The organism is Mycobacterium stomatepiae, from assembly GCF_010731715.1.
Classification (GTDB): domain Bacteria; phylum Actinomycetota; class Actinomycetes; order Mycobacteriales; family Mycobacteriaceae; genus Mycobacterium; species Mycobacterium stomatepiae.
This window is the reverse complement of the sequence record NZ_AP022587.1, coordinates 854,994-878,534: the sequence shown is the minus strand read 5'-3', so window position 1 is coordinate 878,534 and position 23,541 is coordinate 854,994. Positions and strand designations below refer to the sequence as shown.

General features: G+C 66.9%; 21 protein-coding genes and 3 pseudogenes. 17 read left to right on the top strand and 7 right to left on the bottom strand.

Annotation, left to right across the window (positions count from 1 at the left end; all coding sequences use genetic code 11):
• Window positions 1–42 precede the first annotated feature (42 nt).
• Window positions 43–867, bottom strand: coding sequence for a hypothetical protein (locus G6N54_RS04320; RefSeq protein ID WP_163788712.1), 825 nt, complete (start codon window positions 865–867; stop codon window positions 43–45).
• Complete coding sequence (locus G6N54_RS04315) at window positions 864–1,481, bottom strand: TetR/AcrR family transcriptional regulator (RefSeq protein WP_163788711.1); 618 nt, start codon at window positions 1,479–1,481, stop codon at window positions 864–866. Before G6N54_RS04315 ends, G6N54_RS04320 begins: the two co-directional genes overlap by 4 nt.
• 171 nt (window positions 1,482–1,652) lie before the next feature.
• On the opposite strand from G6N54_RS04315, the gene G6N54_RS04310 reads away from it, so the two are divergent.
• From G6N54_RS04310 to fadD1, 9 genes and pseudogenes are all read left to right on the top strand, one after another.
• Window positions 1,653–2,843, top strand: a complete 1,191-nt coding sequence (locus G6N54_RS04310; protein ID WP_163788710.1) for an acyl-CoA dehydrogenase family protein — start codon at window positions 1,653–1,655, stop codon at window positions 2,841–2,843.
• A gap of 3 nt (window positions 2,844–2,846) precedes the next feature.
• Complete coding sequence (locus G6N54_RS04305) at window positions 2,847–3,971, top strand: acyl-CoA dehydrogenase family protein (RefSeq protein WP_163788709.1); 1,125 nt, start codon at window positions 2,847–2,849, stop codon at window positions 3,969–3,971.
• Window positions 3,964–4,470: an FAS1-like dehydratase domain-containing protein gene (locus tag G6N54_RS04300; protein WP_163788708.1), complete on the top strand. Its 507-nt coding sequence runs from the start codon at window positions 3,964–3,966 to the stop codon at window positions 4,468–4,470. The genes G6N54_RS04305 and G6N54_RS04300 overlap by 8 nt, the downstream gene beginning before the upstream one ends.
• Window positions 4,471–4,474: 4 nt before the next feature.
• Window positions 4,475–4,927, top strand: a complete 453-nt coding sequence (locus tag G6N54_RS04295) for a MaoC/PaaZ C-terminal domain-containing protein (protein WP_163788707.1) — start codon at window positions 4,475–4,477, stop codon at window positions 4,925–4,927.
• Window positions 4,924–6,116 (top strand): annotated as a pseudogene (locus G6N54_RS04290) (thiolase family protein). Before G6N54_RS04295 ends, G6N54_RS04290 begins: the two are co-directional and overlap by 4 nt.
• A 4-nt stretch (window positions 6,117–6,120) precedes the next feature.
• Entirely contained in the window at window positions 6,121–6,522 is a 402-nt protein-coding gene (locus G6N54_RS04285) for a Zn-ribbon domain-containing OB-fold protein (protein ID WP_163788706.1), read from the top strand.
• 20 nt (window positions 6,523–6,542) lie between these two features.
• Window positions 6,543–7,493, top strand: a complete 951-nt coding sequence (locus G6N54_RS04280; protein WP_163794506.1) for an alpha/beta hydrolase — start codon at window positions 6,543–6,545, stop codon at window positions 7,491–7,493.
• Window positions 7,490–9,085: a flavin-containing monooxygenase gene (locus G6N54_RS04275; protein WP_163788705.1), complete on the top strand. Its 1,596-nt coding sequence runs from the start codon at window positions 7,490–7,492 to the stop codon at window positions 9,083–9,085. Before G6N54_RS04280 ends, G6N54_RS04275 begins: the two co-directional genes overlap by 4 nt.
• 21 nt (window positions 9,086–9,106) lie before the next feature.
• Window positions 9,107–10,705: a fatty-acid--CoA ligase FadD1 gene (gene fadD1 / locus G6N54_RS04270; protein ID WP_163788704.1), complete on the top strand. Its 1,599-nt coding sequence runs from the start codon at window positions 9,107–9,109 to the stop codon at window positions 10,703–10,705.
• A 1-nt stretch (window position 10,706) separates the two neighbouring features.
• Here fadD1 and G6N54_RS04265 read toward each other — a convergent pair whose 3' ends face one another.
• A complete protein-coding gene (locus tag G6N54_RS04265; protein WP_163788703.1) occupies window positions 10,707–11,552 on the bottom strand; it encodes a DMT family transporter in 846 nt (281 codons plus the stop codon).
• Between the two features lie 134 nt (window positions 11,553–11,686).
• On the opposite strand from G6N54_RS04265, the gene G6N54_RS04260 reads away from it, so the two are divergent.
• Window positions 11,687–12,427: an SDR family oxidoreductase gene (locus G6N54_RS04260; protein ID WP_163788702.1), complete on the top strand. Its 741-nt coding sequence runs from the start codon at window positions 11,687–11,689 to the stop codon at window positions 12,425–12,427.
• A gap of 116 nt (window positions 12,428–12,543) precedes the next feature.
• Here G6N54_RS04260 and G6N54_RS04255 read toward each other — a convergent pair whose 3' ends face one another.
• Together G6N54_RS04255 and G6N54_RS04250 are read right to left on the bottom strand one after the other, a co-directional pair.
• Window positions 12,544–13,302 carry an alpha/beta fold hydrolase gene (locus G6N54_RS04255; RefSeq protein ID WP_232073341.1) on the bottom strand — a complete coding sequence of 253 codons (759 nt, stop codon included), beginning with the start codon at window positions 13,300–13,302 and terminating at the stop codon, window positions 12,544–12,546.
• Window positions 13,303–13,363: 61 nt separating this feature from the next.
• Window positions 13,364–13,906 carry a hypothetical protein gene (locus G6N54_RS04250; RefSeq protein ID WP_163788701.1) on the bottom strand — a complete coding sequence of 181 codons (543 nt, stop codon included), beginning with the start codon at window positions 13,904–13,906 and terminating at the stop codon, window positions 13,364–13,366.
• A 289-nt stretch (window positions 13,907–14,195) separates the two neighbouring features.
• Here G6N54_RS04250 and G6N54_RS04245 point away from each other — a divergent pair, with 289 nt between their 5' ends.
• From G6N54_RS04245 to G6N54_RS04230, 4 genes and pseudogenes are all read left to right on the top strand, one after another.
• Window positions 14,196–14,507: a hypothetical protein gene (locus G6N54_RS04245; RefSeq protein WP_163788700.1), complete on the top strand. Its 312-nt coding sequence runs from the start codon at window positions 14,196–14,198 to the stop codon at window positions 14,505–14,507.
• A gap of 60 nt (window positions 14,508–14,567) precedes the next feature.
• Window positions 14,568–16,190, top strand: a complete 1,623-nt coding sequence (locus G6N54_RS04240) for a class I adenylate-forming enzyme family protein (protein ID WP_163788699.1) — start codon at window positions 14,568–14,570, stop codon at window positions 16,188–16,190.
• Window positions 16,177–16,949: pseudogene (locus G6N54_RS04235) on the top strand (class II aldolase/adducin family protein). Before G6N54_RS04240 ends, G6N54_RS04235 begins: the two are co-directional and overlap by 14 nt.
• A 21-nt stretch (window positions 16,950–16,970) precedes the next feature.
• Window positions 16,971–18,239 (top strand): amidohydrolase family protein, encoded by a 1,269-nt coding sequence (locus G6N54_RS04230; RefSeq protein WP_163788698.1) that lies wholly within the window; start codon window positions 16,971–16,973, stop codon window positions 18,237–18,239.
• A 4-nt stretch (window positions 18,240–18,243) separates the two neighbouring features.
• On the opposite strand, the gene G6N54_RS04225 is transcribed toward G6N54_RS04230, so the two are convergent.
• Window positions 18,244–18,594 carry a hypothetical protein gene (locus G6N54_RS04225; protein ID WP_163788697.1) on the bottom strand — a complete coding sequence of 117 codons (351 nt, stop codon included), beginning with the start codon at window positions 18,592–18,594 and terminating at the stop codon, window positions 18,244–18,246.
• A gap of 182 nt (window positions 18,595–18,776) precedes the next feature.
• On the opposite strand from G6N54_RS04225, the gene G6N54_RS04220 reads away from it, so the two are divergent.
• Window positions 18,777–19,595: a class I SAM-dependent methyltransferase gene (locus G6N54_RS04220; RefSeq protein WP_163788696.1), complete on the top strand. Its 819-nt coding sequence runs from the start codon at window positions 18,777–18,779 to the stop codon at window positions 19,593–19,595.
• Window positions 19,596–19,641: 46 nt separating this feature from the next.
• Here the strand turns inward: G6N54_RS04220 and G6N54_RS04215 are convergent, their stop codons facing one another.
• Entirely contained in the window at window positions 19,642–20,661 is a 1,020-nt protein-coding gene (locus G6N54_RS04215; RefSeq protein ID WP_163788695.1) for a nitronate monooxygenase, read from the bottom strand.
• 104 nt (window positions 20,662–20,765) lie between these two features.
• Between G6N54_RS04215 and G6N54_RS04210 the strand changes: the two genes are divergently transcribed.
• Window positions 20,766–22,388, top strand: a complete 1,623-nt coding sequence (locus G6N54_RS04210; protein ID WP_163788694.1) for an arylsulfatase — start codon at window positions 20,766–20,768, stop codon at window positions 22,386–22,388.
• A 33-nt stretch (window positions 22,389–22,421) separates the two neighbouring features.
• A pseudogene (locus tag G6N54_RS04205) lies at window positions 22,422–23,536 on the top strand (FAD-dependent oxidoreductase).
• The last annotated feature ends 5 nt before the right edge of the window (window positions 23,537–23,541 follow it).

The window sequence follows — 23,541 nt, the reverse complement described above, 5'->3', positions numbered from 1 at the left end:
TGACAACATATTTACAGAACACGCATCTCGGGCAGTGAGCGATCAGGGGTGCGCGGCAACAAATGTCTGGTTGGGAACACTCGCGGCGAGTCCGTCGGCATCGAATGGTGCAGCCAGCCGGGCATGCAGGCTGTCCCGGTCGATGAGCAGGCTGATCTCCGCGGTCTGACGGGCGAAGAGACGTGCGAAAGTCGGGTAGAGCCAACGCATTACGGCCCGCTCCGCGTTGCTGCAGCGCGCCGCGCAATAGCCCACATGCCCCAGCTCGTCGGTCAGGATCTCGGTGTAGAGGCGGTCGATGCGCGAGGCGACATCCGGTTCGTCGGCGAACAACTCGACGCCGATGCGGCGCAACTCGTCGAACATGATGCAGCCGGCCATTTCCGCGGCGCCGACGAACGCGAAGCCGAATCGTTCGGGGAGAAACACTTCCATCTTCACGAATTGACGCATCACGAACGGCGGCACCACGACGTGGAACGGCAGGTCGAAAATGTCGAGCACGTAAGCCAACAGGCGGGTGTGGTAGTGCTCCTCGAGCGCGAGATAGACGCGCTCGGGTGGCTCGTCGGGGCCGCCGATGCGTCCGTAGGTGTCGCCCAAATCCACGCCGAAGCGCTCCGCCTGGTTCAGCTTCGCGGTAGCCAGCAGGAAGAGCATCTCGGGGGGCAACCCCGCCTCGGGACGGCGGCGGCGCAGGTTGCGCAGGAACACATCCCGATCGATGGGCCGGGCGGAGCGAACCGGATCGGCCTGCAACGACGTGAAGAAGTCCTCTCGGTTGGCGAGCCGGCGATGCATCAGGTCGGCTTCGCCGTCCCGATGGGCGAGATAATCCCGGTAGCCTTCGATGCCTGTGCCGGTCATGTCTTCTCCATTCCTCCCACGATGGTTTTCACGTATCGGTCCAACAGCGCGGCTCGCGTTTTCGACGCTGGGCCGGTGACCAGCAAGGCGAACAAGCCGGTCAGGAAGATCACGCCGAGCTCGCCCGCGTCGGCGTCCGGCGACACCTGCCCCATGGTCTGGGCTTCGCCGATTGTGGCGATGAGGAATTCGGCCAGCGGGTGTTCGGCGGTCTCGTCTTCGATGGGGCGAGTCGCGGAGAAGTGCAATCCCAGCATGTCCCGGAAGACCACCGGGCCGAGCCGGTCTTCGGCGGCGAGTACCTGGCGCACCAGCAGCCTGAGCAGCGATGGCAGATCGCCGGTCGCCTTGGTCGCGAGTTTCGCGACGATCTTGGCTTCCTCGGCGCGCTCTAGCTCGACGAGGATGTGCTCCTTCGTCGGGAAGTGGAAAGAGAAGGTTCCACGCGCGACTCCGGTGGCGGAAGCGATCGCCGCAACATCCGCGCCGGCCAATCCGGATCGCCCGATCTCGGCCACCGCGGCGTCGAAAAGACGTGCGCGCGTGTGGAGTCGCTGCGCCTCTCGAGCGTTCACCACCGGTGAAGTCTCGCAGGCCGGCGTCATCGACGACATGCAAGGACCGTATGGGGTTTCACTGGCACCTATCAATGACGGGTGTCAGTGAATATTTGAGACGGTGTCCGCGGGTTGCCCCGAGTCCCGCCCGGCCGGGCGTAACGTCAGGGCGAAATCTCGCAGCGGCGTTAGGCTGACGCGGCTGGACGTAATGGCAAAGGGGCCGGAATGGATTTCGAGCTCGACATCGGGCAACGCGCGTGGCTGGCCGAGGTTCGCGAGTTCCTTTCCGAAAACGTCACCCCTGAGCTGCGCGCCGAGCTGGCCGCGCACGATCTCGAATTCCGGGGCGGCGAGGTGGCCAGGTTTCGCCGCAAGATCGGTGAGAAGGGCTGGTTCGGCCTGAACTGGCCGCGTGAGTATGGCGGGCTTGCAGGAAAAGGTGGCCTCGGCGCGGTGCATCAACACCTGCTGATGAGCGAGTTCGAATACTGGGGCGTACCCGGACCCGATCTCACGGTCACCTCGGTGGCGCCGATGATCATGCGGCACGGCACCGAGCAGAACAAGGCCGAGTGGCTCCCGCCAATCGCGGCGGGTGAAATGATCTGCGCTGTCGGCTATTCCGAGGCCGACGCCGGAACCGACCTGGCCAGCCTGCGCACCCGGGCGACACGCGTTGGCGACCAGTGGGTGATCAACGGCAGCAAGATCTGGAACAGCGGGGCGCAGCGCGCTACCCACGAATGGCTCTGCGTGCGCACCGACCCGAATGCTGCGCGCCATCGTGGGATTTCGGTCATCATCGTGCCGATCGACAGCCCGGGCGTCGCGATCCGGCCGCTGTACGCCTGGTCGGGCTACCGCACCAACGAAGTTCATTTCGACGACGTGCGGGTCCCTGCCACGAATCTGATCGGCGAGGTAAACCGGGGCTGGACCTACATCACCGGGGCGCTCGATCTGGAACGCGGTGCGCTGACCAACGCCGGCGACCTGCGTCGCACCGTGGACGAGTTGCGCGAACTCGCCCGCCGCCCGCGCCGCGACGGTTCGGTGCCGGCTGACGATGCCACCCTTCGGCGCCGGCTCGCCCAGGCCGAAGCCGATGTCGAAGTCGCGACGTTGATGGGTTACGAGGCCGCCTCGATCCTGGACAGCGGCGCGATCCCGACAGTGGAGGTCAGCGTCGAGAAGGTGTTCACCAGTGAACTGCGGCAGCGCATTGCCGATCTGGCACTCGATCTGCTCGGTCCCGACGGCCTGCTGGCACATCACAGCGAAACCGCGCCTCTGGCAGGCAAATTCGAGAGGCTATACCGCGCCGCCCCGCTGATGCGCTTCGGTGGCGGCACGAACGAGGTGCTGCATGACGTGATCGCCCAGCGTGGCCACGGAATGCCTTCCTACGGGCGGTGAGGCATGAAAGCGATCCCCACCGCCGAACAGCGCGACTTCGCCGCGTCGGTGCGCGCGCTGCTGTCCGCGGAGTGCCCGGTCAGCCTGGTGCGTGGGCTCGCCGAACCGGGCGCCGATCGAACCACCCCGACGCTGTGGAAGGCGTTGGCCGACGCCGGTGTGTTCGGCCTCGCCGTCGCCGAGGAGTACGGCGGCTCGGGCGGCTCGCTCGACGATCTCGCCGTCTTCTGCACCGAAGCCGGCCGCGGGCTGTGTCCGACGCCGGTACTCGGCACCATCGCGGCCGCGCTGGCGATCGACCAGCTCGGCTCGCCGGACGTCAAGGCCGCGCTGCTGCCCCCGCTGACGGGCGGGACCGTCCGCGCGACCACCGCGTTGTGGAATGTCCGTGACGCCGGCGATGTTTCGCCCGTGCTGCACGCCTCTTTCGAGTCGGGAACCTGGCGGCTTGGCGGAGTGGCGGACTACGTCGCCGATGCCGACGTCGCCGATCTCATCGTGGTCTCGGCCGCGGCGGGCGGGCGGACGCTGACCTTCGCCGTCGATGCCCGTACGGCCGGAGTGAGCATGGAGCCGCTGGCCATGGCAGGCGGCTACCGGGCTTTCGCGCTGCGGTTCGACAATGTGCCCGTCGGCGCCGAAGCGCTGCTCAACGACCCGGACGGTGACTCCCGAACGGCGTTGCGCCGCTTGGCGAATGCGTCGGTGTCGCTAGGATCGCTCGACCTGGTCGGCGTCGGACGGGCGGTGTTGGACCGTACCGTCGAATACACCAAACTGCGTCAGCAGTTCGGCCGTCCGATCGCCTCCTTCCAGGCGGCGCAGCATCTGATCGCCAACATGCACATCGCCTTGGCCGCGGCACGATTGGCGGCCCAGTGCGCGGTCTTCTGGATCGCGCGGGGTCAGACGGCGACCAGGCAGACGGCCATTGCGCGCATGCATGCCGGCACGGCGACCCGGCTGGTCACGCTGGACGCCCACCAATTGCACGGCGGCATCGGCTATGTCACCGAAACGGATCTGCACCTATGGACCGAGCGCGCACGGCTCGGTTCCACTCTCGGCGGTGGGGCCGACGTCGCCGCGGCCTGGTTGGAAGAAACCCTGGAGGACAACCGTGACTGAGGACACCCTGATCGACGCCGAGTCGGCGTCGCGAGTGGGTACCGTCGCCGCGACCGCGACCGCGACCGGCGAGGTGAACCGTCGTGATTGGCAGCGCTGGGCGGCGGCGGTCGGCGACCGCAATCCGCTGTACTTCGACCCGGAATACGCTCGCGCCAACGGCTTTCGCGACATCGTCTGCCCGCCGTTGTATCTGCAGTACGCCGTGCTCGGCGTCGCGCATCTCGATTCGCTGCGGCCGGATGGTTCCTCGGGTGCGATTTCGGGCAGCCTCGCGTTTCCGCGTGCGCCGAAACGGATGGCCGGCGGCGAAAGCTTCACCTTTCATCTGCCGGCCTACCATCGCGACGAGATCGAAATGGTGCGCACCATCGAGTCCATCGTCGAAAAGCAAGGACGCTCGGGCAAATTCGTCCTGGTCTCCTGGCACACGGTGTACCGCAACCAGGATCGCGAGCTGATCGCCGAAGCCGCGACGTCGATGATCGCCCGACCCTAATTCCATGAGCCAGCAGGTGTTTTTCGACGACGTCGAGGTCGGCGCGCAGATTCCCGCGCTGACCGTCACCCCCGATGAAACCCAGCTGTTCTTTTTCAGCGCCGCCACCTACAACGGTCACCGCATCCACTACGACAAGCAGTGGGCGAGCGATGTCGAAGGCTACGACAACGTGCTGGTGCATGGACCGCTGCAGGCGGCGCTGCTGGCCCGGGCGCTCGGCGACTGGATCGGCGGTCGCGGTCGCCTGGTGTCCTTCTCGGTGCAGAACCGCGCGACCGCCTTGCCTGGCCAGACACTGAGCTTCGGCGGGGTGGTCACCGGCAAGCGCGTGACCGAAAGCGCCGGGCTGGTGGATCTCGAGATCGCGGGTCGCCGCGACGACACCGTGCTGATGCCCGGAACCGCGACGGTTGAGCTGCCCCTTCGGAAAACCATCAGCGGCGGGCCCTCGTGACGGGGTTGCGTGGCGAAGCGGCCATCGTCGGCATCGCCGAATTGCCGGCGCAGCGCCGCCCCACCGGGCCGCCAATGTTCACCCTCGACCAGTACGCCCTGCTGGCCAAGCTGGCCATCGAGGACGCTGGTGTCGACCCGGCGCGCATCAACGGCCTGCTCACCCATGGGGTGGCCGAATCGGCGATGTTCGCCCCGGCGACCTTGTGCGAATACCTGGGCTTGGCCCTGGATTTCGGCGAGCGCGTCGATCTGGGCGGGGCCACGTCCGCGGGAACGATCTGGCGGGCGGCGGCCGCGATCGAACTCGGCATCTGTGACGCGGTGCTCGCCGTCGTGCCCGGATCGGCATCGGTGCCGCAATCCGAACGGAAATCTTCAGGCCCGGCGCGCGCCCCGAATTGGTATGGGGCGTCGTCGAACAACTACGGTTCGCCGCAGGCCGAGTTCGAAATCCCGTACGGCAACCTGGGTCAGAATGCGCCGTACGCGCAGATCGCGCAGCGCTACGCCGCGGAATTCGGCTACGAACCCGCCGCGGTCGCCAAGATCGCGGTCGACCAGCGCACCAATGCCTGCGCGCATCCCGGTGCGGTTTTCCACGGCACCCCGATCACCGTCGACGACGTGCTGGCCAGCCCGATGATCGCCGACCCGATCCACATGCTCGAAACGGTGATGCGGGTGCACGGGGGAGTCGGTGTGCTGCTCGCCAACGCCGACATCGCCCGGTGTGGATCAAGGGTTTTGGCGAGCACATCGCCTTCAAGACCCCGACCTACGCCGACGACTTGCTGCACACGCCGATAGCGCGTGCCGCCGACAAGGCGTTCGCGATGTCGGGGCTGGACCCGTCCGATGTCGATATCGCGTCGATCTACGACTGCTACACGATCACGGTGCTGATGAGTCTGGAAGATGCCGGCTTCTGCGCCAAAGGCCAAGGCATGTCCTGGGTTGCGGAGCACGATCTGACCTACCGCGGCGACTTCCCGCTCAACACCGCCGGCGGCCAGCTGTCGTTTGGTCAGGCCGGCATGGCCGGCGGCATGCATCACGTCGCCGACGGTGCGCGACAGCTGATGGGGCGCGCCGGCGACCCCCAGGTGCCGGACTGCAATACCGCGTTCGTCACCGGCAACGGCGGGATCATGAGCGAGCAGGTCGCCCTGATCATGCGGGGGGACTGACGCGATGAACCTGCCGCTTCCAGAACCCACCCCGGTCTCGAGGCCTTTCTGGGATGGCCTGGCTGAGCACCGGATCGTGGTGCAGTACTCGCCGTCGCTGCAGCGCTACATCTTCTATCCCCGCACGCTTGCCCCGGGAACGCTTGCCGATGACCTGGAATGGCGCGAAATCGATGGTGCGGGAACCCTGTACACCTTCACCGTCGCCCGCCGGCCCACCGGCCCGCCCTGGGCCGACGCGTTACCGCAGCTGCTCGCGGTGGTGCAGTGGGACGCCGGGCCGCGGATCAGCACCGAACTGGTCGATATCGACCCGAGTGACATCCGGATCGGGATGCGGGTGCAGCCGGTGTTCTACGATCTGCCGGAAGCCGGCATCACCCTTTTGAGATACCGGCCGGTATGACCTCAACGGTGAGGTCGGAGGTGCAGATGGACGATGGCGTGCAAGCCATGCTCGACCAGTTGAACGCCGGATTCCCGCGCGTCGAGTCCATGACCGGCCCGCAGGCCCGCGCGGCGGTGGCCGCGCGGCGCGCACCGGTCACCAACGTTGACGACGTCGCGAGCGCCATCGATGATTCGGTGCCGGGGCCCGACGGCGCCATCCCGGTGCGCGTCTACTCTCCGCACGGCGAGCCGACCCAGGGCCGCCCCGCGATCGTGTTCTTCCACGGAGGCGGATTCGTCTTCTGCGACATCGAATCCCACGATGGCTTCTGCCGGGCACTGGCTCGCGGCAGCCAAGCCGTGGTGGTGTCGGTCGGCTACCGCCTCGCTCCCGAACATCCCGCTCCCGCCGCGGTGCTCGACGCGTTTGCGGTGTTCTGCTGGGTGGTCGAGCACGCCGCCGAGCTCGGCATCGAGCCCGCGCGCGCCGCCGTCGCCGGCGACAGCGCCGGCGGGAATCTGGCTGCTGTCACCGCGATCCTCTGCCGCGACCGGGAAGTCACTCAACCCGCCGCACAGGTGCTGATCTACCCCGCCATCGATCCGAGTTTCGACACCGACAGTTACCACCGCTACGGCACCGGATACTTCAACACCCGCGCCTCGATGCAGTGGTACTGGAGCCAATACCTCGGTGACGAACGGGATTTCGACCCGCCGTATCTGGTGGCCCCCGCCCGCGCGGATTCGCATGCCCGCCTGGCGCCCGCGGTGGTCGTCACGGCCGGGCTGGATCCGCTGCACAGCGAGGGGTGCGAGTACGCCCGCCGGCTGCGCAACGCGGGAGTGCCGGTCGTACACCGGGACTTTCCCGGACTGTTCCACGGATTCATGACGATCCAATCCTTCGGGCCGGCCGCCTCGGCGCAGCAGCTGGTCTGCGCAGATCTGCGCCAGCTGTTCCGCTCGGTAGCTGCCCCGACATGACCGCGGTCAGCGACGTCATCGTGATCGGCGCCGGGTTCGCCGGGCTGTACGCCGTACACCGGCTGGCCTCCGCCGACCTTTCGGTGATCGCGCTCGAGGCGGCCCCCGAGGTGGGCGGCACCTGGTACTGGAACCGCTATCCGGGAGCGCGGTGTGACGTCGAAAGTGTGGACTATTCCTACTCTTTCGACGACGACCTGCAGAAGAGCTGGCGGTGGAGCGAACGCTTCGCCGCCCAGCCGGAGATTCTGGCCTACCTGCGCCACGTCGCCGAGCGCTTCGACCTGCGCCGCCATTACCGATTCGGTGTCGACGTCGTCGGCGCCGGCTTCGACGAAGGCCGCTGGCATGTCGAGACCGCCACCGGACAAACCTATGCGGCGCAGTTTCTGCTCTGCGCGACCGGCTGCCTGTCGGCGGTGAACCGGCCCAATATCCCAGGAGTTGACGACTTTTCGGGCGAAGTGTATTTCACGGCCGCGTGGCCGCGCGAAGATCCCGATCTGCGCGACAAGCTGGTCGGCCTGATCGGCACCGGATCGTCCGGGATACAGGTGGCACCGATCATCGCCGCCCAAGCGCAGAACCTCGTGGTATTCCAGCGCTCCGCGAACTACACCATCCCGATGCCCAATCGGCCGTGGTCGGACGAGGAACAGCGAGAGATCCAAGAGCAGTACCCGCAGCGTCGCCGGCTCGCCGCCTACGCAGCGGCCGGCACACCGCACGGCACCTACCACAAGAACGCCGTCGACGCCGAACCGCGGGAACAAGCTGACGCGCTGTGGAAGCGCTGGCGCGAGGGTGGCGTCCTGTTCGCCAAGACCTTCCCCGACCAGACCAGCGACCTGGCCGCCAACGACATCGCCCGGCACTTCGCCGAGGAGCGGATCCGGGAAATCGTCACCGATCCCGCAGTCGCAACCGATCTCATCCCGGTCGATCACCCGATCGGAACCAAACGGATCTGCACCGACAACGGGTACTACGCGAGCTTCAACCCCGATAACGTTCGGCTGGTGAACCTGCGCCGCGAGCCCATCGCGGAGATCACCGCGCATGGGGTGCGAACCACGGAAGCGACGTATCCGCTCGACGTGCTGATCTTCGCTACCGGCTTCGACGCCATGACCGGCGCGCTGACCCGCATCAACCCGAGCGGCCCCCGAGGAGAGCGATTGCGGGACATCTGGGCCGACGGCCCGCTGACCTTCCTCGGCCTGATGGTGCCGGGCCTGCCGAACCTGTTCACGATCAGCGGGCCGGGCAGCCCCTCGGTGCTGGCAAACATGGTGCTGCACGCCGAGGTTCAGGTCGACTGGGTGATCGACCTGGTGCGAGCCGCGCGAGCGCTGGGCGTCAGCGAGGTCGAACCACGCCGCGACGCCGCCGTCGCCTGGACCGATCAGGTGGCCCGGGCCGCCGAGCGGACCCTGTTCCCCAGGGCGGCGTCGTCGTGGTATCTGGGCGCCAACATCGAGGGCAAGAAGCGCACCTTCATGCCCTACATCGGCGGGTTCGGCACCTACCGGCGCCACTGCGAGGATGTGGCCCAGCACAATTACACCGGGTTGGTATTGACAACTCGATGACGCCGACGAGGAAGTGAGACGGTGCCGGAGACGGTTCAACAGCTGCTACGGCAGCGCAGACATGACGACACCCCTGCGATCGCCCACGGCGAGCGGATCTGGACCTGGCGCGAGCACCTCGCCGAAGCCGAAGCCGAGGCGGCGGCGCTGATCAGCCTCGCCGACCCGGCTCGCCCGCTGCATGTCGTTGCGGCACTGGGTAATTCACCGGCGATGCTGCGTGCAATGGCTGCGGCCGCACTGGGCGGCTACGTACTGTGCGGACTCAACACGACCCGACGCGGGCCCGCGCTGCTCTCCGACATCCAGCGGTCCGACTGTCAAATCCTGCTCGTCGACGACGAACACCGGGCTTTGTTGGAAGGCATGGATCTCAACGGGTTTCAGGTTCTCGACGTCGGCGGAACGCACTACGCCGACGCGGTTGCCGCGGCGCCGCCGCTGACTCCGCACCGCGAGGTCGTCGGTACCGACACGTTCATGATGATCTTCACCTCCGGAACCAGCGGCAATCCGAAGGCGGTTCGGTTCGCGCACGCGATGGCGATCATGTGCGGCGCCAGCCTGATCTTCCAGTACGACGTCACCGCGGACGACGTCTGCTACCTGGCGATGCCGCTGTTTCACTCCAACGGTGTCGCCGCCGGCTGGGCCGTCGCGATCGGCAGCGGCGCCCTGATGGTCCCGGCCAAGTTTTCGCCGTCACGCTTCATCGACGATGTCCGCCGCTACCGGGTTACCTACCTGAACTACGTCGGCAAGCCGCTTGCCCTGATCCTGTCCACTCCCGAGCGGCCCGACGACGCCGACAACACGCTGCGGGTGGCGTTCGGCAACGAGGCGACCGACCGCGACATCACGGAATTCGCAAGACGTTTCGGGTGCCGGGTCATCGACAGCTTCGGCTCCAGCGAATTCGCGGTGATCGTGGTGCGCGAGGAAGGCACCCCGCCCGGCTCCATCGGCAAGCCGTATCCCGGAGTCGCGACCTACAACCCGTCCACGCTGACGGAGTGCGCCGTCGCAAAATTCGACGAGCACGGCGCGCTGGCCAACTTCGACGAGGCCGTCGGCGAGCTGGTCAACACTCAGGGAGCCGGTCCGTTCGTCGGGTACTACAACGATCCGGACGCCACCGCCGAGCGGATGCGCCACGGCATGTACTGGGCGGGCGATCTGGCCTACCGAGACGCCGACGGCTGGATCTACCTGGCCGGGCGAACCGCCGACTGGATGCGGGTGGACGGCGAGAACCTCGCGGCCGCACCGATCGAGCGGATCCTGGAACGGCTGCCGCAGGTCAGCCAGGTCGCGGTGTATGCCGTGCCGGACGATCGGGTCGGCGACCAGGTGATGGCCGCCCTGGTGCTTCGTCGCGGAATGGATTTGCGGCCAACCGATCTCGAGGGTTTCCTGGCCGCACAAAGCGACCTCTCACCGAAGGCGTGGCCACGCTACGTGCGCATCAACGACGATCTTCCGGCGACGGCCACGAATAAGATCCTCAAACGCGAGCTGATCGCGGCCGGCGTCAGCGCCGGCGGCGGAGTGCTGCTGACCCGAGCGGCGCGCAGCAGGACGTATACGGACGCTACACAACCGGTTTCGGCGCCCTCGTAGCTCACTCCGCCGTGGTGGGCGCCTCGCCGAATCGGGCCAGCACCAGAGTGCCGGCCACCGCGACGACGAATCCCGTGACGACCAGCCAGCCCCAGCCGGGCCGCGCGGTGTCACCCAGCCACACCACTCCGACAAGCGCGGGTGCGATCGTCTCGCCGACGACCATGGCGGCCACCGTGGTGGTCACCGATCCGCGCTGCAGCGCGGAGGTGAACAGCAGAAATCCCGCGGCACCGCCGCCGGCCGCCGCGTACAGCGCGGGGTTGGTGTAGAACGCGGCCTTGGTGGGATCGATCTCGTCGAGCAGCCGCACACCGATCTCGACCACGCCGAACCCGGTTCCGGCGGCGAGCCCCAGCGCGAGCGCGCGCTGGCGGTCCGGCAACCGGCCGGCAACGGCACCGTCGAGGAAGATCGCGACCACGACGACGATCAGCGCCCAGCCGAGTCCGGGTGGGCCATGGCGGAAATGGCCGGGCCCGGCGGCACACGCGAGCGCGGCAAGGCTCACGCAGACCACACCCACGGCCGTCCACTCGGCCTTCGACAGCCGAGCCGAGAGCACCCAGGCGGACACCATCCCGGTGACCGCGATCGATGCGGCCAGCGCCGCGGCGACGACGTAGATCGGAACCAGGCGCAGCGCCGCGACCTGCAGCAGGAAACCGAGGCCGTCGAGGCCGATGCCCACGACGTAGCGCCACTGCCGAAGCGCCCGCAACAGCAGCATCGCGTCGACGCCCGACTTGCCACCCGATTCCACCGACCGCGCCGCGACGGCCTGCAGCACTGAGGCGGTGCCGTAGCACACCGAACAGCCCAGAGCGAGTAGGAATCCGATCAGCACAGACAGACAGTAGCCGAGGCGACCCCGGCTAGCTGTCGAGCTGAACTTCGAGCACGGGTATGCGGGCCGTGTGCGAGGGACGTTGGGGGCGACAATGGCGCGGTGGGAAATCCGGCGCGGCGAAGGGTATGGCGATGACGGGTATCGACGGCAAGGTGGTGGCCGTCACCGGGGCGAGCAGTGGGATCGGTGCGGCGACCGCGCGTCTGCCCGCCGAGCGCGGCGCACGATTGATCCTCGGCGCGCGACGCGTCGAACGCCTCGACGAGGTCGCACAGGAGATACGCGGGCACGGGGGACAGGCCGCCACCTGCCGGGTCGACGTCGCCCACCGCGAAGACCTCGAGCGGCTCGTCGGTACCGCGATCGATCAGTTCGATCGACTCGACGTGTTGGTGAGCAACGCCGGGATCAGCAAGATCGGACCGGTCTCGGAGCTGGACGTCGACGGCTGGGCGGCGATGATCGACGTCAACCTGCGCGGGGTGTTGCACGGATTCGCCGCGGCACTACCGGTGTTTCACCGGCAAGGCCGGGGGCATTTCGTGACGACGGTGTCGACGGCCGGGTTGAAGATAGTGCCCACGATGGCGGTGTACGCGGCAACCAAGAACGCCGTGCGCACGGTGATGGAAGGTCTGCGTCAAGAATCCACCGACGGCGTGGTGCGCACGACGTCGATATCCCCGGGCTTTGTCGACACTGAACTCGACAGCTCCATCGACGATGTGGCGTTGCGCCAACAGATCCGGCGCACGATGAACGACTTCGGTATTCCACCGGATGCGGTCGCCCGGGCCATCGCGTTCGCCATCGAGCAGCCCGACGAGGTGGAGATCGGAGACATCACCATCCGTCCCACGATCCAGGGTTAGCCGTGCTTCCTGACGAAGCGCTCGACCGCCTCGGCGATCTCTTGTGGCTTGTCTTCTTGTAGGAAGTGCTTGGCGGGCAACAGGATCGGCTGCGCCGCGCCGGCCGCCCGTTGCGCCTACAGCCCCCAACGCCGCCATGGGAGCATCCTGTTCTGTGCGCCCCAGACAACTTGCACCGGATAGTGCGGTTGGCGGACAGCGTCGAGGTAGAGCTGTTCTTTCGCGCTGGTCAGCTCGAAGCCGCGCATGATCTTCAGGAATCCCCGTCCGCCGTCGTCGCCGAACAGCAGGGGAATCCAGCAGGCGATCTCCGTGGCCGGAACGTGGGGGCTCACCGCGACGAGTCGCATCAGCGACAGAAACGCGCCCGGCACCCGCAGGGACGCCAGCCATGCCTCGCCGATGCCCCGGTGCGCGAACGGTTCCATCGGCCATGGGCGATGGAACGACTGGACTTCGATGATGGTGTTCAGCAGCGTCATCGACCGCACCCGCTCGGGGACCGCGGTGGCGACCTCGAAGCCGATCGGCCGGCCGATGTCGTGCAGCAGCAGGTGGAAGCTGTCGAGTCGCAATTCGTCGATCGCTGACAGCAGCCATCGGCCGAGGCCGGTCCAGGTGTAGTCCGCATCCGGCGGGCGCTCAGCAAGCCCGAGCCCTGGCAAGTCGATCGCGATGCCGCGTAATCCGCTGCCCGCCAATGCCGGGACCACCTTGCGATACAAATAGGCAGAGGACGGAACGCCGTGCACACAGACGACTGCGGGCGCGTCGGACGGGCCGTCGTCAAGGACGAATGACTTGATCCCTCCGGCGGTGAAGAAACTGCCCGACGACCTATACCGCTCGAGTAACCGGTTCACCGCTGCGCTCACCATGTGTATCCAGAACACCGCACTGCGAGTAAAGCTTCCACACGCACTGCGGTCCGCCGCGTCAGCTCGCTCGTGCGTCGTCCGGCGGTCGGCACAGTGGTGCGAGGTAGTGCAGCAGCAGTGCGGTGACAATGCCGTAGCCGAGATGCGGCATCAGGTCGCTGACCCAGTCGACGAGGCTCCAGGTGAGCGGATCGGTGACGCCGAGAACGGTCATCGGCCCGTTCGTGCCGACCAGGGCGATGGCCGATGCGACCAGCGTGGCGACCAGTAGGTCGGGCCGCCAGCCCAGCGTGTACGCCAACCCGAGAATGATGCCCATCCCAATGCCCGCGGCATATCCGGTGAGTGCGCCGAGGCCCGAGACTCGGTTCGCGAGCACATCGCCGCTGCCGGGAATCGTGAGGCCGAACAACCGCGCCATGGCATCGACGGTCCGTTCCGGGGTGCTGCTGATCGGACGGCCCCGCACCGCGATGTCGAGGTAGGTGATGACGTTCAGCGTGGTGGTCCCTGCGGCACCCGCGGCCGCGCCGCTCAACACACGCGGCCAGAGCCGTTTGCCTCGCAGTCCGGACCAGATGGTGGATCGCCCGAGTTCCATAACGACCGTCTCCTCCGGTCAATGCCGACGGCGGTGGTGGTAGCTGCATCATCGGCCTGAACTGCGGTCGTATCAACCCAACCCGGCCCCCGCCCGCGACCAACCCTCCACGCCTTCCGCAGTCACAGGCCGCCCCCACGTTTCGGGGTGCCGGCCCGCCGACGGAACTGTAGTCGGACCGCGGCGGATCTGCGATTCTCCTCATCACTTGGTAGTAAGCGTCTGTGAGCTGCGGATGGCACCTCGTGTTTCGGCTGGGTGCATCCAACCCGTCAGTAGAATCGAAACCATGATGAACCGCAAGGACGCAACGGTGGCCGCACTCTGCGGCAGTGTGGCCGTGCTCGCCTTGGCGCTCGGCGGTATCGGGGCGGTTACCGAGCCCCAGATCGATGCGATGGCCCCTCCGTCGTATGTGGTTCCCGCACCCCCCGGGGATGGCGGCGGCGCCCTACCGGTCAAACCCGCCGGAGGCGGCGGTGGCTGTATCTCCGGCCTGAATTGTGGGCCGGTCAATCCCGACAGGCCGCCGCCACCGAAGCGCCAGCCGCGTCTTCCGCACGGCCAGCAGCAGGGCGTTCAGGCGCCGCAGAATCCGTAGTCGGACAGCTCGCCGCTGGGCCGCCAACGGCAGCACGAGCGGTTTTCCTATCATTTGGTAATGAGCGCCGGTGAGCTGGACACCGTGGGCTCGCCGGCATTCACCGACGAGGACCCGGCCCGGTTTCGCGCGGCCGGATGGTGGTCCGACTCGACACTGTCGGATGCGGTGCGCCGCAACGCCCAACAGTCACCGGAACGCTCCGCGTATTGCGACGAGCCCGGTGCGGCTCTGACGTGGCGCGAATTCGACGCTGTGGCAACCAGTTTGGCGGGTCAGCTGGCCGGCCTCGGCATCGTGCGCGGTGATCGAGTCGCGGTGTGGCACGGCGACTCCGCCGCGATCCATGCGCTGTTCGTTGCGATCGAACGGTGCGGCGCGGTCGTCGTCGGCATCGGCGCCCGCGCCGGTACCCGCGAGGTGGGCGCGCTACTACGCAATGCACAGCCGGCGATCCTGATCAGCGACTCCAAGCGCGGCGAAGCCGCCGCCAAGGCCGCGGCCGAATCATCGGTTTCGCTGCTGATTCTGGGGCAGCAGGCGGGCCGGCCGCGGCTGAACAGCGATGTGCCCGGCAGAGCCGTCGCCGCCCGATCCCAACTCGGTCCCGATGACGTTTTCCTGATCAACTCCACGTCGGGGACCACGGGGCTGCCCAAATGCGTCGTGCACACCCAAAATCGCTGGCATTACTTTCACCAGAAGGCCGTCGCCAACGGGGTGTTGACATCGCACGACGTGTTCTTGCCGGTCATCCCGATGCCTTTCGGCTTCGGAATATGGACCAGCCACACCACCCCGATCTACTTGGGTGCCAACTCGGTGATCCTGCAACGTTTCACCGCGCATGCGGCGTGTGAGGCGATAGCCCGCCACAACGTAACCGTATTATGTTGTGTCAGTTCGCAATTGACGATGCTGATGGCCGACCGCGCGTCCCGGGATTACGACCTGAGCTCGCTGCGTGTCGTTTTCACCGGCGGTGAGGCGATTCCATACCGGCCCGCGGCCGAATTCGAGGAGCTCACCGGCGCGAAGATCCTGCAGTTCTATGGTTCGAACGAAACCGGGTTGCTCAGTGCGACAACCGTGGACGACCCGCTGGAACGTCGGCTGCGCACCGGCGGCCGGATCGTTCCCGAAATGGCCGTGCGGCTCTTCGACGGCGATCGAGACGTCACCGCGACGGGGCGGGGTCAGCCGGCCTGCCGCGGTCCGGCGACCAGCCTCGGCTATCTCGGGGGTACCGACCACGACAAGCTGTTCACCCGTGACGGATGGATGCTGATGGGCGACATCTGCGAGCTCGACGCCGACGGCTGCCTGACCATCACCGGGCGGACCTCCGACTTCATCCTGCGTGCCGGCAAGAACATCAGCGCCTCGCAGGCCGAGGACGCGGTGATGACGCATCCGGCGATCGCCTTGGCGGCCGCGGTGGCTATGCCCGATCCGGTGTTCGGGGAGAGGGTGTGCCTCTACGCCGAACTCGCCGACTCCGCGGCCGTCGACCTGCCCGCACTCGTCGACCACCTGTTGGCGCTCGGGGTTTCGAAGGAACTGCTGCCAGAGCGTCTCATCGTCGTCGACGAAATACCCCGGTCGTCCGGCGGGAAAGTTGCCAAAAGCGAACTCCGCCAAGATATTCGAGCAAGAATGGAGGCCGACCATGACCACGCCTAATCCGCGACGAGGCGGGCTGGAGGTGTGGGCGCCGTCCGTGGTGCCCCCGATCGGTGTCGAGCTGTCCAACGAGCAGGCGCTCGCGGTAGCCTTCCGCCACCTGGCCGGCATCGGTTTCTCCGAGAACATGGCCGGACACATCACCTGGCAGCTGGACGGACAATCCGACCTGCTGGTCAATCCCTGGGGCCTGTGGTGGCAGGAGCTCACCGCGTCCGATATTTGCCTGGTGGACAGCGACGCTCGAGTCATCCGCGGTCGGTGGGACGTCACTCCGGCGATCCACATTCATACCGAGCTGCACCGAGTCCGCGAGGACGCCCGGGTGGTCATCCACAATCATCCGTATTACGTCTGTGTGCTCGCGGCGCTGGGCAGACTGCCCGAGCTGGTGCATCAGACCGGCTCGCTGTTCCTGGACGACCTGTGCCTCGTCGGCGCCTACGACGGCGAGATCGACAGCCCCGGGCGCGCAGCCGATCTCGCGGCCCGCATCGGCGGCGCCAACCTCACGATTCTGGCCAACCACGGCGTCATCGCGACCGGTCGCAACCTCGCCGAGGCGGTGTACCGGGCCGCGTCGATCGAACGGGTATGCAAGCTGGCCTACGATGTGATGCTCACCGGCAAGGAGCCGGTCGCGATGAACTGGTCCGACATGGTGGGCATGCAGCGATCGCTGATCGAGCGCGCCGCCGATGTGTATTGGGCAGGGCGGCGCGGATGACCATCAAGGCGGATCCCGATGTACTCAGCTGAAGTGGAAGGTGATCGCCGCTGATGAAATCGATCGACGAGCTTGCCTCGAACCTGAACTTCACCACGGCAAAGACCGGCGAGGATCGCTCCGTCACGTTTCTGCCGGACCCGCCCCGGGCGCCGCGCCGCTACACGGTGATCTCGGTCGACGATCACATCGTCGAGCCTCCGGACACCTTCACCGGTCGACTGCCCCGAAAGTTCGCCGACCGCGCGCCGCGGGTCGTCGACACCGACAGCGGCGGACAGACGTGGGTCTACGACAATCAGGAATTGCCCAACGTCGGGTTCAACGCCGTGGTCGGTCGGCCGGTCGCGGAGTACGGCTTCGAGCCGGTGCGGTTCGACGAAATGCGCAGGGGTGCATGGGATATCCACGAACGCGTCAGGGACATGGACCTCAACGGCATCTACGCGTCGCTGAACTTCCCTTCGTTCCTACCGGGATTCGCCGGGCAGCGGCTGCAGCAGGTGACCACGGATCGCGCGTTGGCGCTGGCCTCGGTTCGAGCCTGGAATGACTGGCACCTCGAGGTGTGGGCCGGGTCGTATCCCGACCGGATCATTCCCTGCCAGCTGCCCTGGCTGCTGGACCCCGAACTGGGTGCGGAGATGATCCGCGAGAACGCCGAGCGCGGATTTCGCGCCGTGACGTTCAGTGAGAACCCCGCGATGCTTGGATTGCCGAGTATCCACTCGGGACACTGGGATCCGATCATGGCTGCGTGTGCCGAGACCGCGACGGTGGTGAATCTGCACATCGGATCGTCGGGTTCGTCGCCGTCGACCACCGAGGGCGCGCCGCCGGACGTCCAGGGAGTGCTGTTCTTCGCCTACGCCATCTCGGCGGCCGTCGACTGGCTGTACTCCGGATTGCCCAGCAGATTCCCGGATCTCAAGATCTGTCTGTCCGAAGGCGGAATCGGTTGGGTGGCAGGCTTGCTCGATCGGCTCGACCACATGCTCAGCTATCACGAGATGTACGGCACCTGGCAGGCGCTGAGGGAGAAGCTCACTCCCGCAGAGGTTTTCACCCGCAACTTCTGGTTTTGTGCGGTGGAGGACAAGTCGTCGTTCGTGCAGCGTGACCGAATCGGCATGGACAACATCATGCTGGAAGCCGACTATCCGCACTGCGACTCCACCTGGCCGCACACTCAACAAACGATCCACGAAGAGATCGGCGATCTGCCACCGGACGCGATCCGCAAGTTCACTTGGGAGAACGCTTCGCGCTTGTACCAACACCCGGTGCCGGAAGCCGTACAGCAGGATCCCGAGGCGTTCTGAGGAGTCACTTGCCGGACTTCGGGCAGGAGCAGTCACCGGAGTCGGTCATGAAGCTGCCCAAGGCTTCGGTGCGCGCGGTATTGCGGTACGAGGCCGGCGCGGCGGAGTGTGCGGGCTGCGCCGCCAGCGGCGCGGTGGTCCCCGCAGCCGCCGCGACCGCTGACGACGAAGCCGACATGGCTTCCGGGCAGGACGGTGTGACGACCCAGTCCATGAATTGCCATACCGCGGCAACCAGTGTGATCAGCAGCAACACCGTCGCGATCGCGTGGGCCAGCAGGTAGTAGCAATAGCCGGTTGGAGTTTCCGGTGAACCGTCACCGGCCGCAACCATTTTGAACGTCACCTGTCGCATCGAGAGGCCCCTCTCTTGACCTAGCGGTGTCACCCGCCACAACCCTCGCTCGATAGTTCTTCGGAGCACGGGGCCGCTCGGACGGGCACATTTCGATTTGGTCTGGCTCCACCCGGCTTGACCAGCTCTTTTGGATGCGCTTCGCTGTCTCTAGCGAGTGACCGCTCATCCAGGAGGGGACAGTGACGTCGGCCAAGGTTGATTTCAGTTCGGTCCGTTGGGGCTCGGTGGAGTGGACGAACCTGGTGACGCTGTACCTGCGCGCCTACGAAAGCCGCACCCGCCATCCGATTCTGGGTGACCATGCTGCCGCGGACGCCGTCGACCGCATTGACTACGACTTCAAACGCATCCACCGCAGCTCATTGCCGGCGTCGAATCAGTACCTGGTGGCGTTGCGCGCCAAACAGCTCGACGTTTGGTGCGCTGATTTCCTTGCGTCCCATCCCGAGGCGGTCGTTCTGCACCTAGGCTGTGGCTTCGACGGTCGTGTCTTCCGCCTCGACGTACCGCCGGCGGTGCAGTGGTTCGACCTCGACCAGCCCGGCGTCATCGAGCTCCGCCGGCGACTGTACGACGAAACCGATCGCTATCGGATGATCGGCTCGTCGGTGACCGATCCCGGCTGGCTCGACCAGATCCCCACTGGCCAACCGACACTCGTCGTCGCCGAGGGTCTGCTGATGTATGTCGACGAGAGCGGGGTCCGCCAGCTATTCGCGCGACTGCTGGACCGATTCAATTGCGGCGAACTGCAATTCGACACCCTGTCCGCGCTGGCGCCGGTGCTGTCGAAAGTGCTCACCAGGGGCATCATCAAGTGGGGCATCGGCGACGCGCGCGACATCGAAGCGTGGAATCCCAAGCTGCGGTTGGTCGAACAGACACCGGCGCAGGCCGGCTACGAGAAGATCGACAGCACCGTGGTGCGGTGGATCTACCGATTCTTCAATGCGTCGCCGTTCGGCCCGTACGACATGCTCAACCGCTTCGAGTTCTAAGGGTCCGATCTCTATTTGAGCAACTGAATTGTTCAGCCGCAAACAATCACAGATTGGAAGCAAGCCGCCGCAGAATGTCCGCGGCGGGTTCGGCGGTGGCGTGCCGGTATCCCGTCCCCGCCCACAGGTGGACGTAGTCCGGTTTCCCCGCCGCCGCGGCGGCTTTGCGCAGTGGGCTGGTCAGGTGGTGAATCGCGGGATAGCCGAACGGTGCCCCGGCCTCGTGGTCGTCGATGAACGTGTTGCGCAATCCGCGGGCGGGGCGCCCGGTGAACGCATGAGTGAGCACCGTCTCGGTCCGGGCTGGATCGGTCAGGGCGGCCTGGTGAGTTGCCGACGCGCCGCTCTCGGTGGCGCGCAGCAGCACGGTGCCGACGACGGCCGCCGCGGCCCCCGCACGAATCACACCGGCCACCGCGTCGGGTGTGGCCAGCCCACCGGCCGCCAGCACCGGCAGCGGAACCCGCGCCGTGACCTGTTTGACCAGGTCCACGAGTGGAACCGACTGCAGCGGCCGCAGCGGCGAGAGCGTGCCGGAATGCCCGCCAGCCACCGCTGCCTGCAGCGCCAGCACGTCGACGCCGGCAGCATGGGCCTGTGCCGCCTCGTCGGCTGTCGTCACGGTCTGGACCACCACGGTCTTGGCCTGTCGCAGCGCGGCGATCACGCCGCGCGGCGGGATGCCGAACGTGAACGACACCATCGGCACCGGGTCGTCGAGCAACAGCGCGATCTTCTCGTCGAATCGGTCGGTGTCCTCGATAGGCTCGGCCGGCAGCGCGAGGCCGAACTGATCGGCCTCCCGCTGGATCTGCGCGGCGTACGCGCGGTAGCTGTCCGGGTCGACCGGCAACGGGTTGGGGGCAAACAGGTTGATACCGAACGGGATTCCCTCGGCGCGCACCGCCTTGAGCTCGGCTTCGACGGCTTCGGTGGTCTTGTAACCCGCGGCCAGCATGCCCAGGCCGCCGGCTGCGGTCGCCGCCGACACCATCGCCGGGGTGGTCGGGCCGCCCGACATCGGCGCGGCGACCAGAGGAATGGACATCTCGAACTGTGCCAGCATGGGGCGCCCCTTCGTCGCTGTCCGGGCTCGGTGTTCTTCCGAATCGAGCCTAGCCAGTCATCCGGCGTTCCATTCGGGTGCCGGACCTGACAGGATGCTTCAGCGTGAAGCGGCCTAATTTTTTGGTGATCCTGGCAGACGACCTCGGCTTTTCCGATATCGGCGCCTTCGGCAGCGAAATCGAAACGCCCAATCTGGACCGGCTCGCCCACGCGGGTATCAGGCTCACCGACTTCCATTCGGCGCCGGCGTGCTCGCCCACCCGGGCGATGCTGTTGACCGGGACCGACCACCACGTCGCCGGTATCGGCACGATGCAGGAGGTCGCGGTCCCGGGATTTCAGGGCGCGCCCGGCTACGAGGGCTATCTCAACGACCGGGTCGTCGCGCTGTCCGAGCTGTTGCGTGGCGCGGGTTATTTCACGGTGATGTCGGGCAAATGGCATCTGGGCCACTCGATCGAAAGATCGCCGTGGGCACGCGGATTCGAGCGTTCGTTTGCGCTGCTACCGGCGGGGGCCAGCCACTACGGCGGCGCCGCGGGCCGCGGATTCTCGCCGGTGCCAACGCTTTACACCGAGGACGACCAGTTCGTCACGGTGGGCGAAGACTTCTACTCGTCGGACTCCTACACCGACACGTTGCTCGGCTATCTCCGCGACCGCGCCGCCGACCCGGAAAATCAGGACCGCCCGTTCTTCGCGTACCTGCCGTTTCAGGCGCCACACTGGCCGCTGCAGGCGCCCGACGAATGCGTTGCCAAATACCGCGGCCGCTACGACGCGGGCCCGGATGTGTTGCGCGAGGAGCGATTGGCGGCACTCAAGCGCCTTGGCCTGTGTGCGCCCGATGTCGAGCCGCATCCGGTCGTGGCCGATGGCGCCCCGGAGTGGGCCGACATGACGGACGAACAGCGCGCGATCTCGGCCCGGGCCATGGAGGTCTACGCCGGCATGGTGGACCGCATGGATCAGAACATCGGCCGGGTGATCGATTACTTGGCCGAGACCGGCGAGTTGGACAACACAGTCGTGATGTTCATGTCCGACAACGGCGCCGAGGGCGCGATCGTCGAGGCGATGCCGCTGCGCGGCCCACAGATCGTCGCGCAGATCGAAAAGAACTGCGACAACAGCCTGGAGAACCTGGGCCGGCCGACGTCGTTCATTTGGTACGGCCCCCGCTGGGCCCAGGCGGCCACCGCGCCGTCGCGCCTGCACAAGGCCTTCACCACCGAGGGCGGGATCCGGGTAGTCGGCTTCGTCACCTGGCCGGGTTTCGCGCGCCAGGAGACGATCGGGACGGCGTTCGCGACCGTCATGGACATCACTCCCACCGTGCTGGAGCTGGCCGGCGTCGAACATCCCGGGACTTCTTACCGCGACCGGGACGTCGAACCGATGCTCGGCCGCTCGCTGGTGCCGTATCTGTCGGGCCAGACCGAGGCCGTCCACCCGGGCGAGACCGGCACCGGCTGGGAGTTGTTCGGCCGCCGCGCCATCCGCCAGGGCGACTGGAAGGCCCTTTACCTGCCGCCGCCCTACGGACCCGGCGAGTGGCAGCTCTACGACCTTTCGGTCGACCGGGGCGAGATCCACGACCTCGCGGCCACCCATCCCGACAAGCTGGCCGAGCTTCTCGAATTGTGGGATCGATACGTCCAGGAGAACGGGGTGCTCACCGAACCGATTTCGGTATACGACGTGGACCCACAACTACTCGGCTAATCACGTGATGCGGCAATGGATTTCGGGGGATTCATGACCGACAAGACAACCTGTGTGGTGGTTGGCGGCGGGCCGGCCGGGATGGTGCTCGGGCTGCTGCTGGCCCGGGCGGGTGTCGAGGTCACCCTGCTGGAGAAGCACGGTGACTTTCTCCGCGATTTTCGCGGTGACACGGTGCATCCCACCACGCTGCGCCTGCTCGACGAGCTGGGCCTGTGGGAGCGGTTCGCGGCGCTGCCGCACTGCCGCAATGGGATCTGCTCAACCTGCTCGCCGACGCCGCGAGTGAGGAACCGACCTTCACGTTGCGGATGAAGACGGAGGCGACGGGGCTGCTGCGCGAGGGCGGCCGGGTCACCGGGGTGCGCTACCAAGGACCCGATGGGCCGGGCGAGCTGAAGGCCGAGTTGACCGTCGGGTGCGACGGTCGTTGGTCGACGGTGCGCCGTTCGGCCGGCCTGCAGAGCGTCGAATTCCCGGCCAACTTCGACGTGTGGTGGTTCAGCCTGCCGCGCGACGGCGATCAAGAGTTCTCGTTCTTGCCGAGGGTGGGTCCCGGCAAGGCCCTGGGGGTGATCCCGCGCGAGGGCTATAACCAAATCGCCTACATCGGGGCCAAGGGCACCGACGCGCAGCTGCGGGCGAAAGGCATCGAGGCGTTTCGCGACGACGTCGCAGCGCTCATTCCGGAATCCGCCGCGGCCGTCGCGACGCTGAAGTCGATGGACGAGATCAAGCACCTCGATGTCCGGGTCGATCGGCTGCGGCGCTGGCACACCGACGGCCTGCTGTGCATCGGCGACGCCGCGCACGCGATGTCCCCGCTGGGCGGCATGGGCATCAACCTGGCGGTCCAGGATGCCGTGGCGGCCGCGACCATCTTGGCCGAGCCGCTGCGCCAGCACCGCGTCACCGATCGCGACCTGGCGGCCGTCCGGCGCCGTCGGCTGTTCCCGACCGCGGTAACCCAGGGCGTGCAGCGATTTCTGCAGCGGGGGTTGGGGCCGCTGTTGCGCGGCGCCAACCCAACCCCGCCGGCGGCCTTCCTGACGGTGATGCAGCGACTGGCGTGGCTGTCGTTCCTGCCCGCGTATTTCATCGGTGTCGGCGTCCGGCCCGAGCGCGCCCCGGCATTCGCCCGCCGCTGACCCGA

Coding starts and splice junctions, on each gene's coding strand:
- G6N54_RS04275 (WP_163788705.1), top strand. CDS start 7,490: ATGACCGCGGTCAGCGACGTCATCGTGATCGGCGCCGGGTTCGCCGGG.
- G6N54_RS04320 (WP_163788712.1), bottom strand. CDS start 867: ATGACCGGCACAGGCATCGAAGGCTACCGGGATTATCTCGCCCATCGG.
- G6N54_RS04225 (WP_163788697.1), bottom strand. CDS start 18,594: ATGCGACAGGTGACGTTCAAAATGGTTGCGGCCGGTGACGGTTCACCG.
- G6N54_RS04240 (WP_163788699.1), top strand. CDS start 14,568: ATGAGCGCCGGTGAGCTGGACACCGTGGGCTCGCCGGCATTCACCGAC.
- G6N54_RS04285 (WP_163788706.1), top strand. CDS start 6,121: ATGAACCTGCCGCTTCCAGAACCCACCCCGGTCTCGAGGCCTTTCTGG.
- G6N54_RS04260 (WP_163788702.1), top strand. CDS start 11,687: ATGACGGGTATCGACGGCAAGGTGGTGGCCGTCACCGGGGCGAGCAGT.
- G6N54_RS04245 (WP_163788700.1), top strand. CDS start 14,196: ATGATGAACCGCAAGGACGCAACGGTGGCCGCACTCTGCGGCAGTGTG.
- G6N54_RS04230 (WP_163788698.1), top strand. CDS start 16,971: ATGAAATCGATCGACGAGCTTGCCTCGAACCTGAACTTCACCACGGCA.
- G6N54_RS04250 (WP_163788701.1), bottom strand. CDS start 13,906: ATGGAACTCGGGCGATCCACCATCTGGTCCGGACTGCGAGGCAAACGG.
- G6N54_RS04215 (WP_163788695.1), bottom strand. CDS start 20,661: ATGCTGGCACAGTTCGAGATGTCCATTCCTCTGGTCGCCGCGCCGATG.
- G6N54_RS04305 (WP_163788709.1), top strand. CDS start 2,847: ATGAAAGCGATCCCCACCGCCGAACAGCGCGACTTCGCCGCGTCGGTG.
- G6N54_RS04315 (WP_163788711.1), bottom strand. CDS start 1,481: ATGTCGTCGATGACGCCGGCCTGCGAGACTTCACCGGTGGTGAACGCT.
- G6N54_RS04310 (WP_163788710.1), top strand. CDS start 1,653: ATGGATTTCGAGCTCGACATCGGGCAACGCGCGTGGCTGGCCGAGGTT.
- G6N54_RS04295 (WP_163788707.1), top strand. CDS start 4,475: ATGAGCCAGCAGGTGTTTTTCGACGACGTCGAGGTCGGCGCGCAGATT.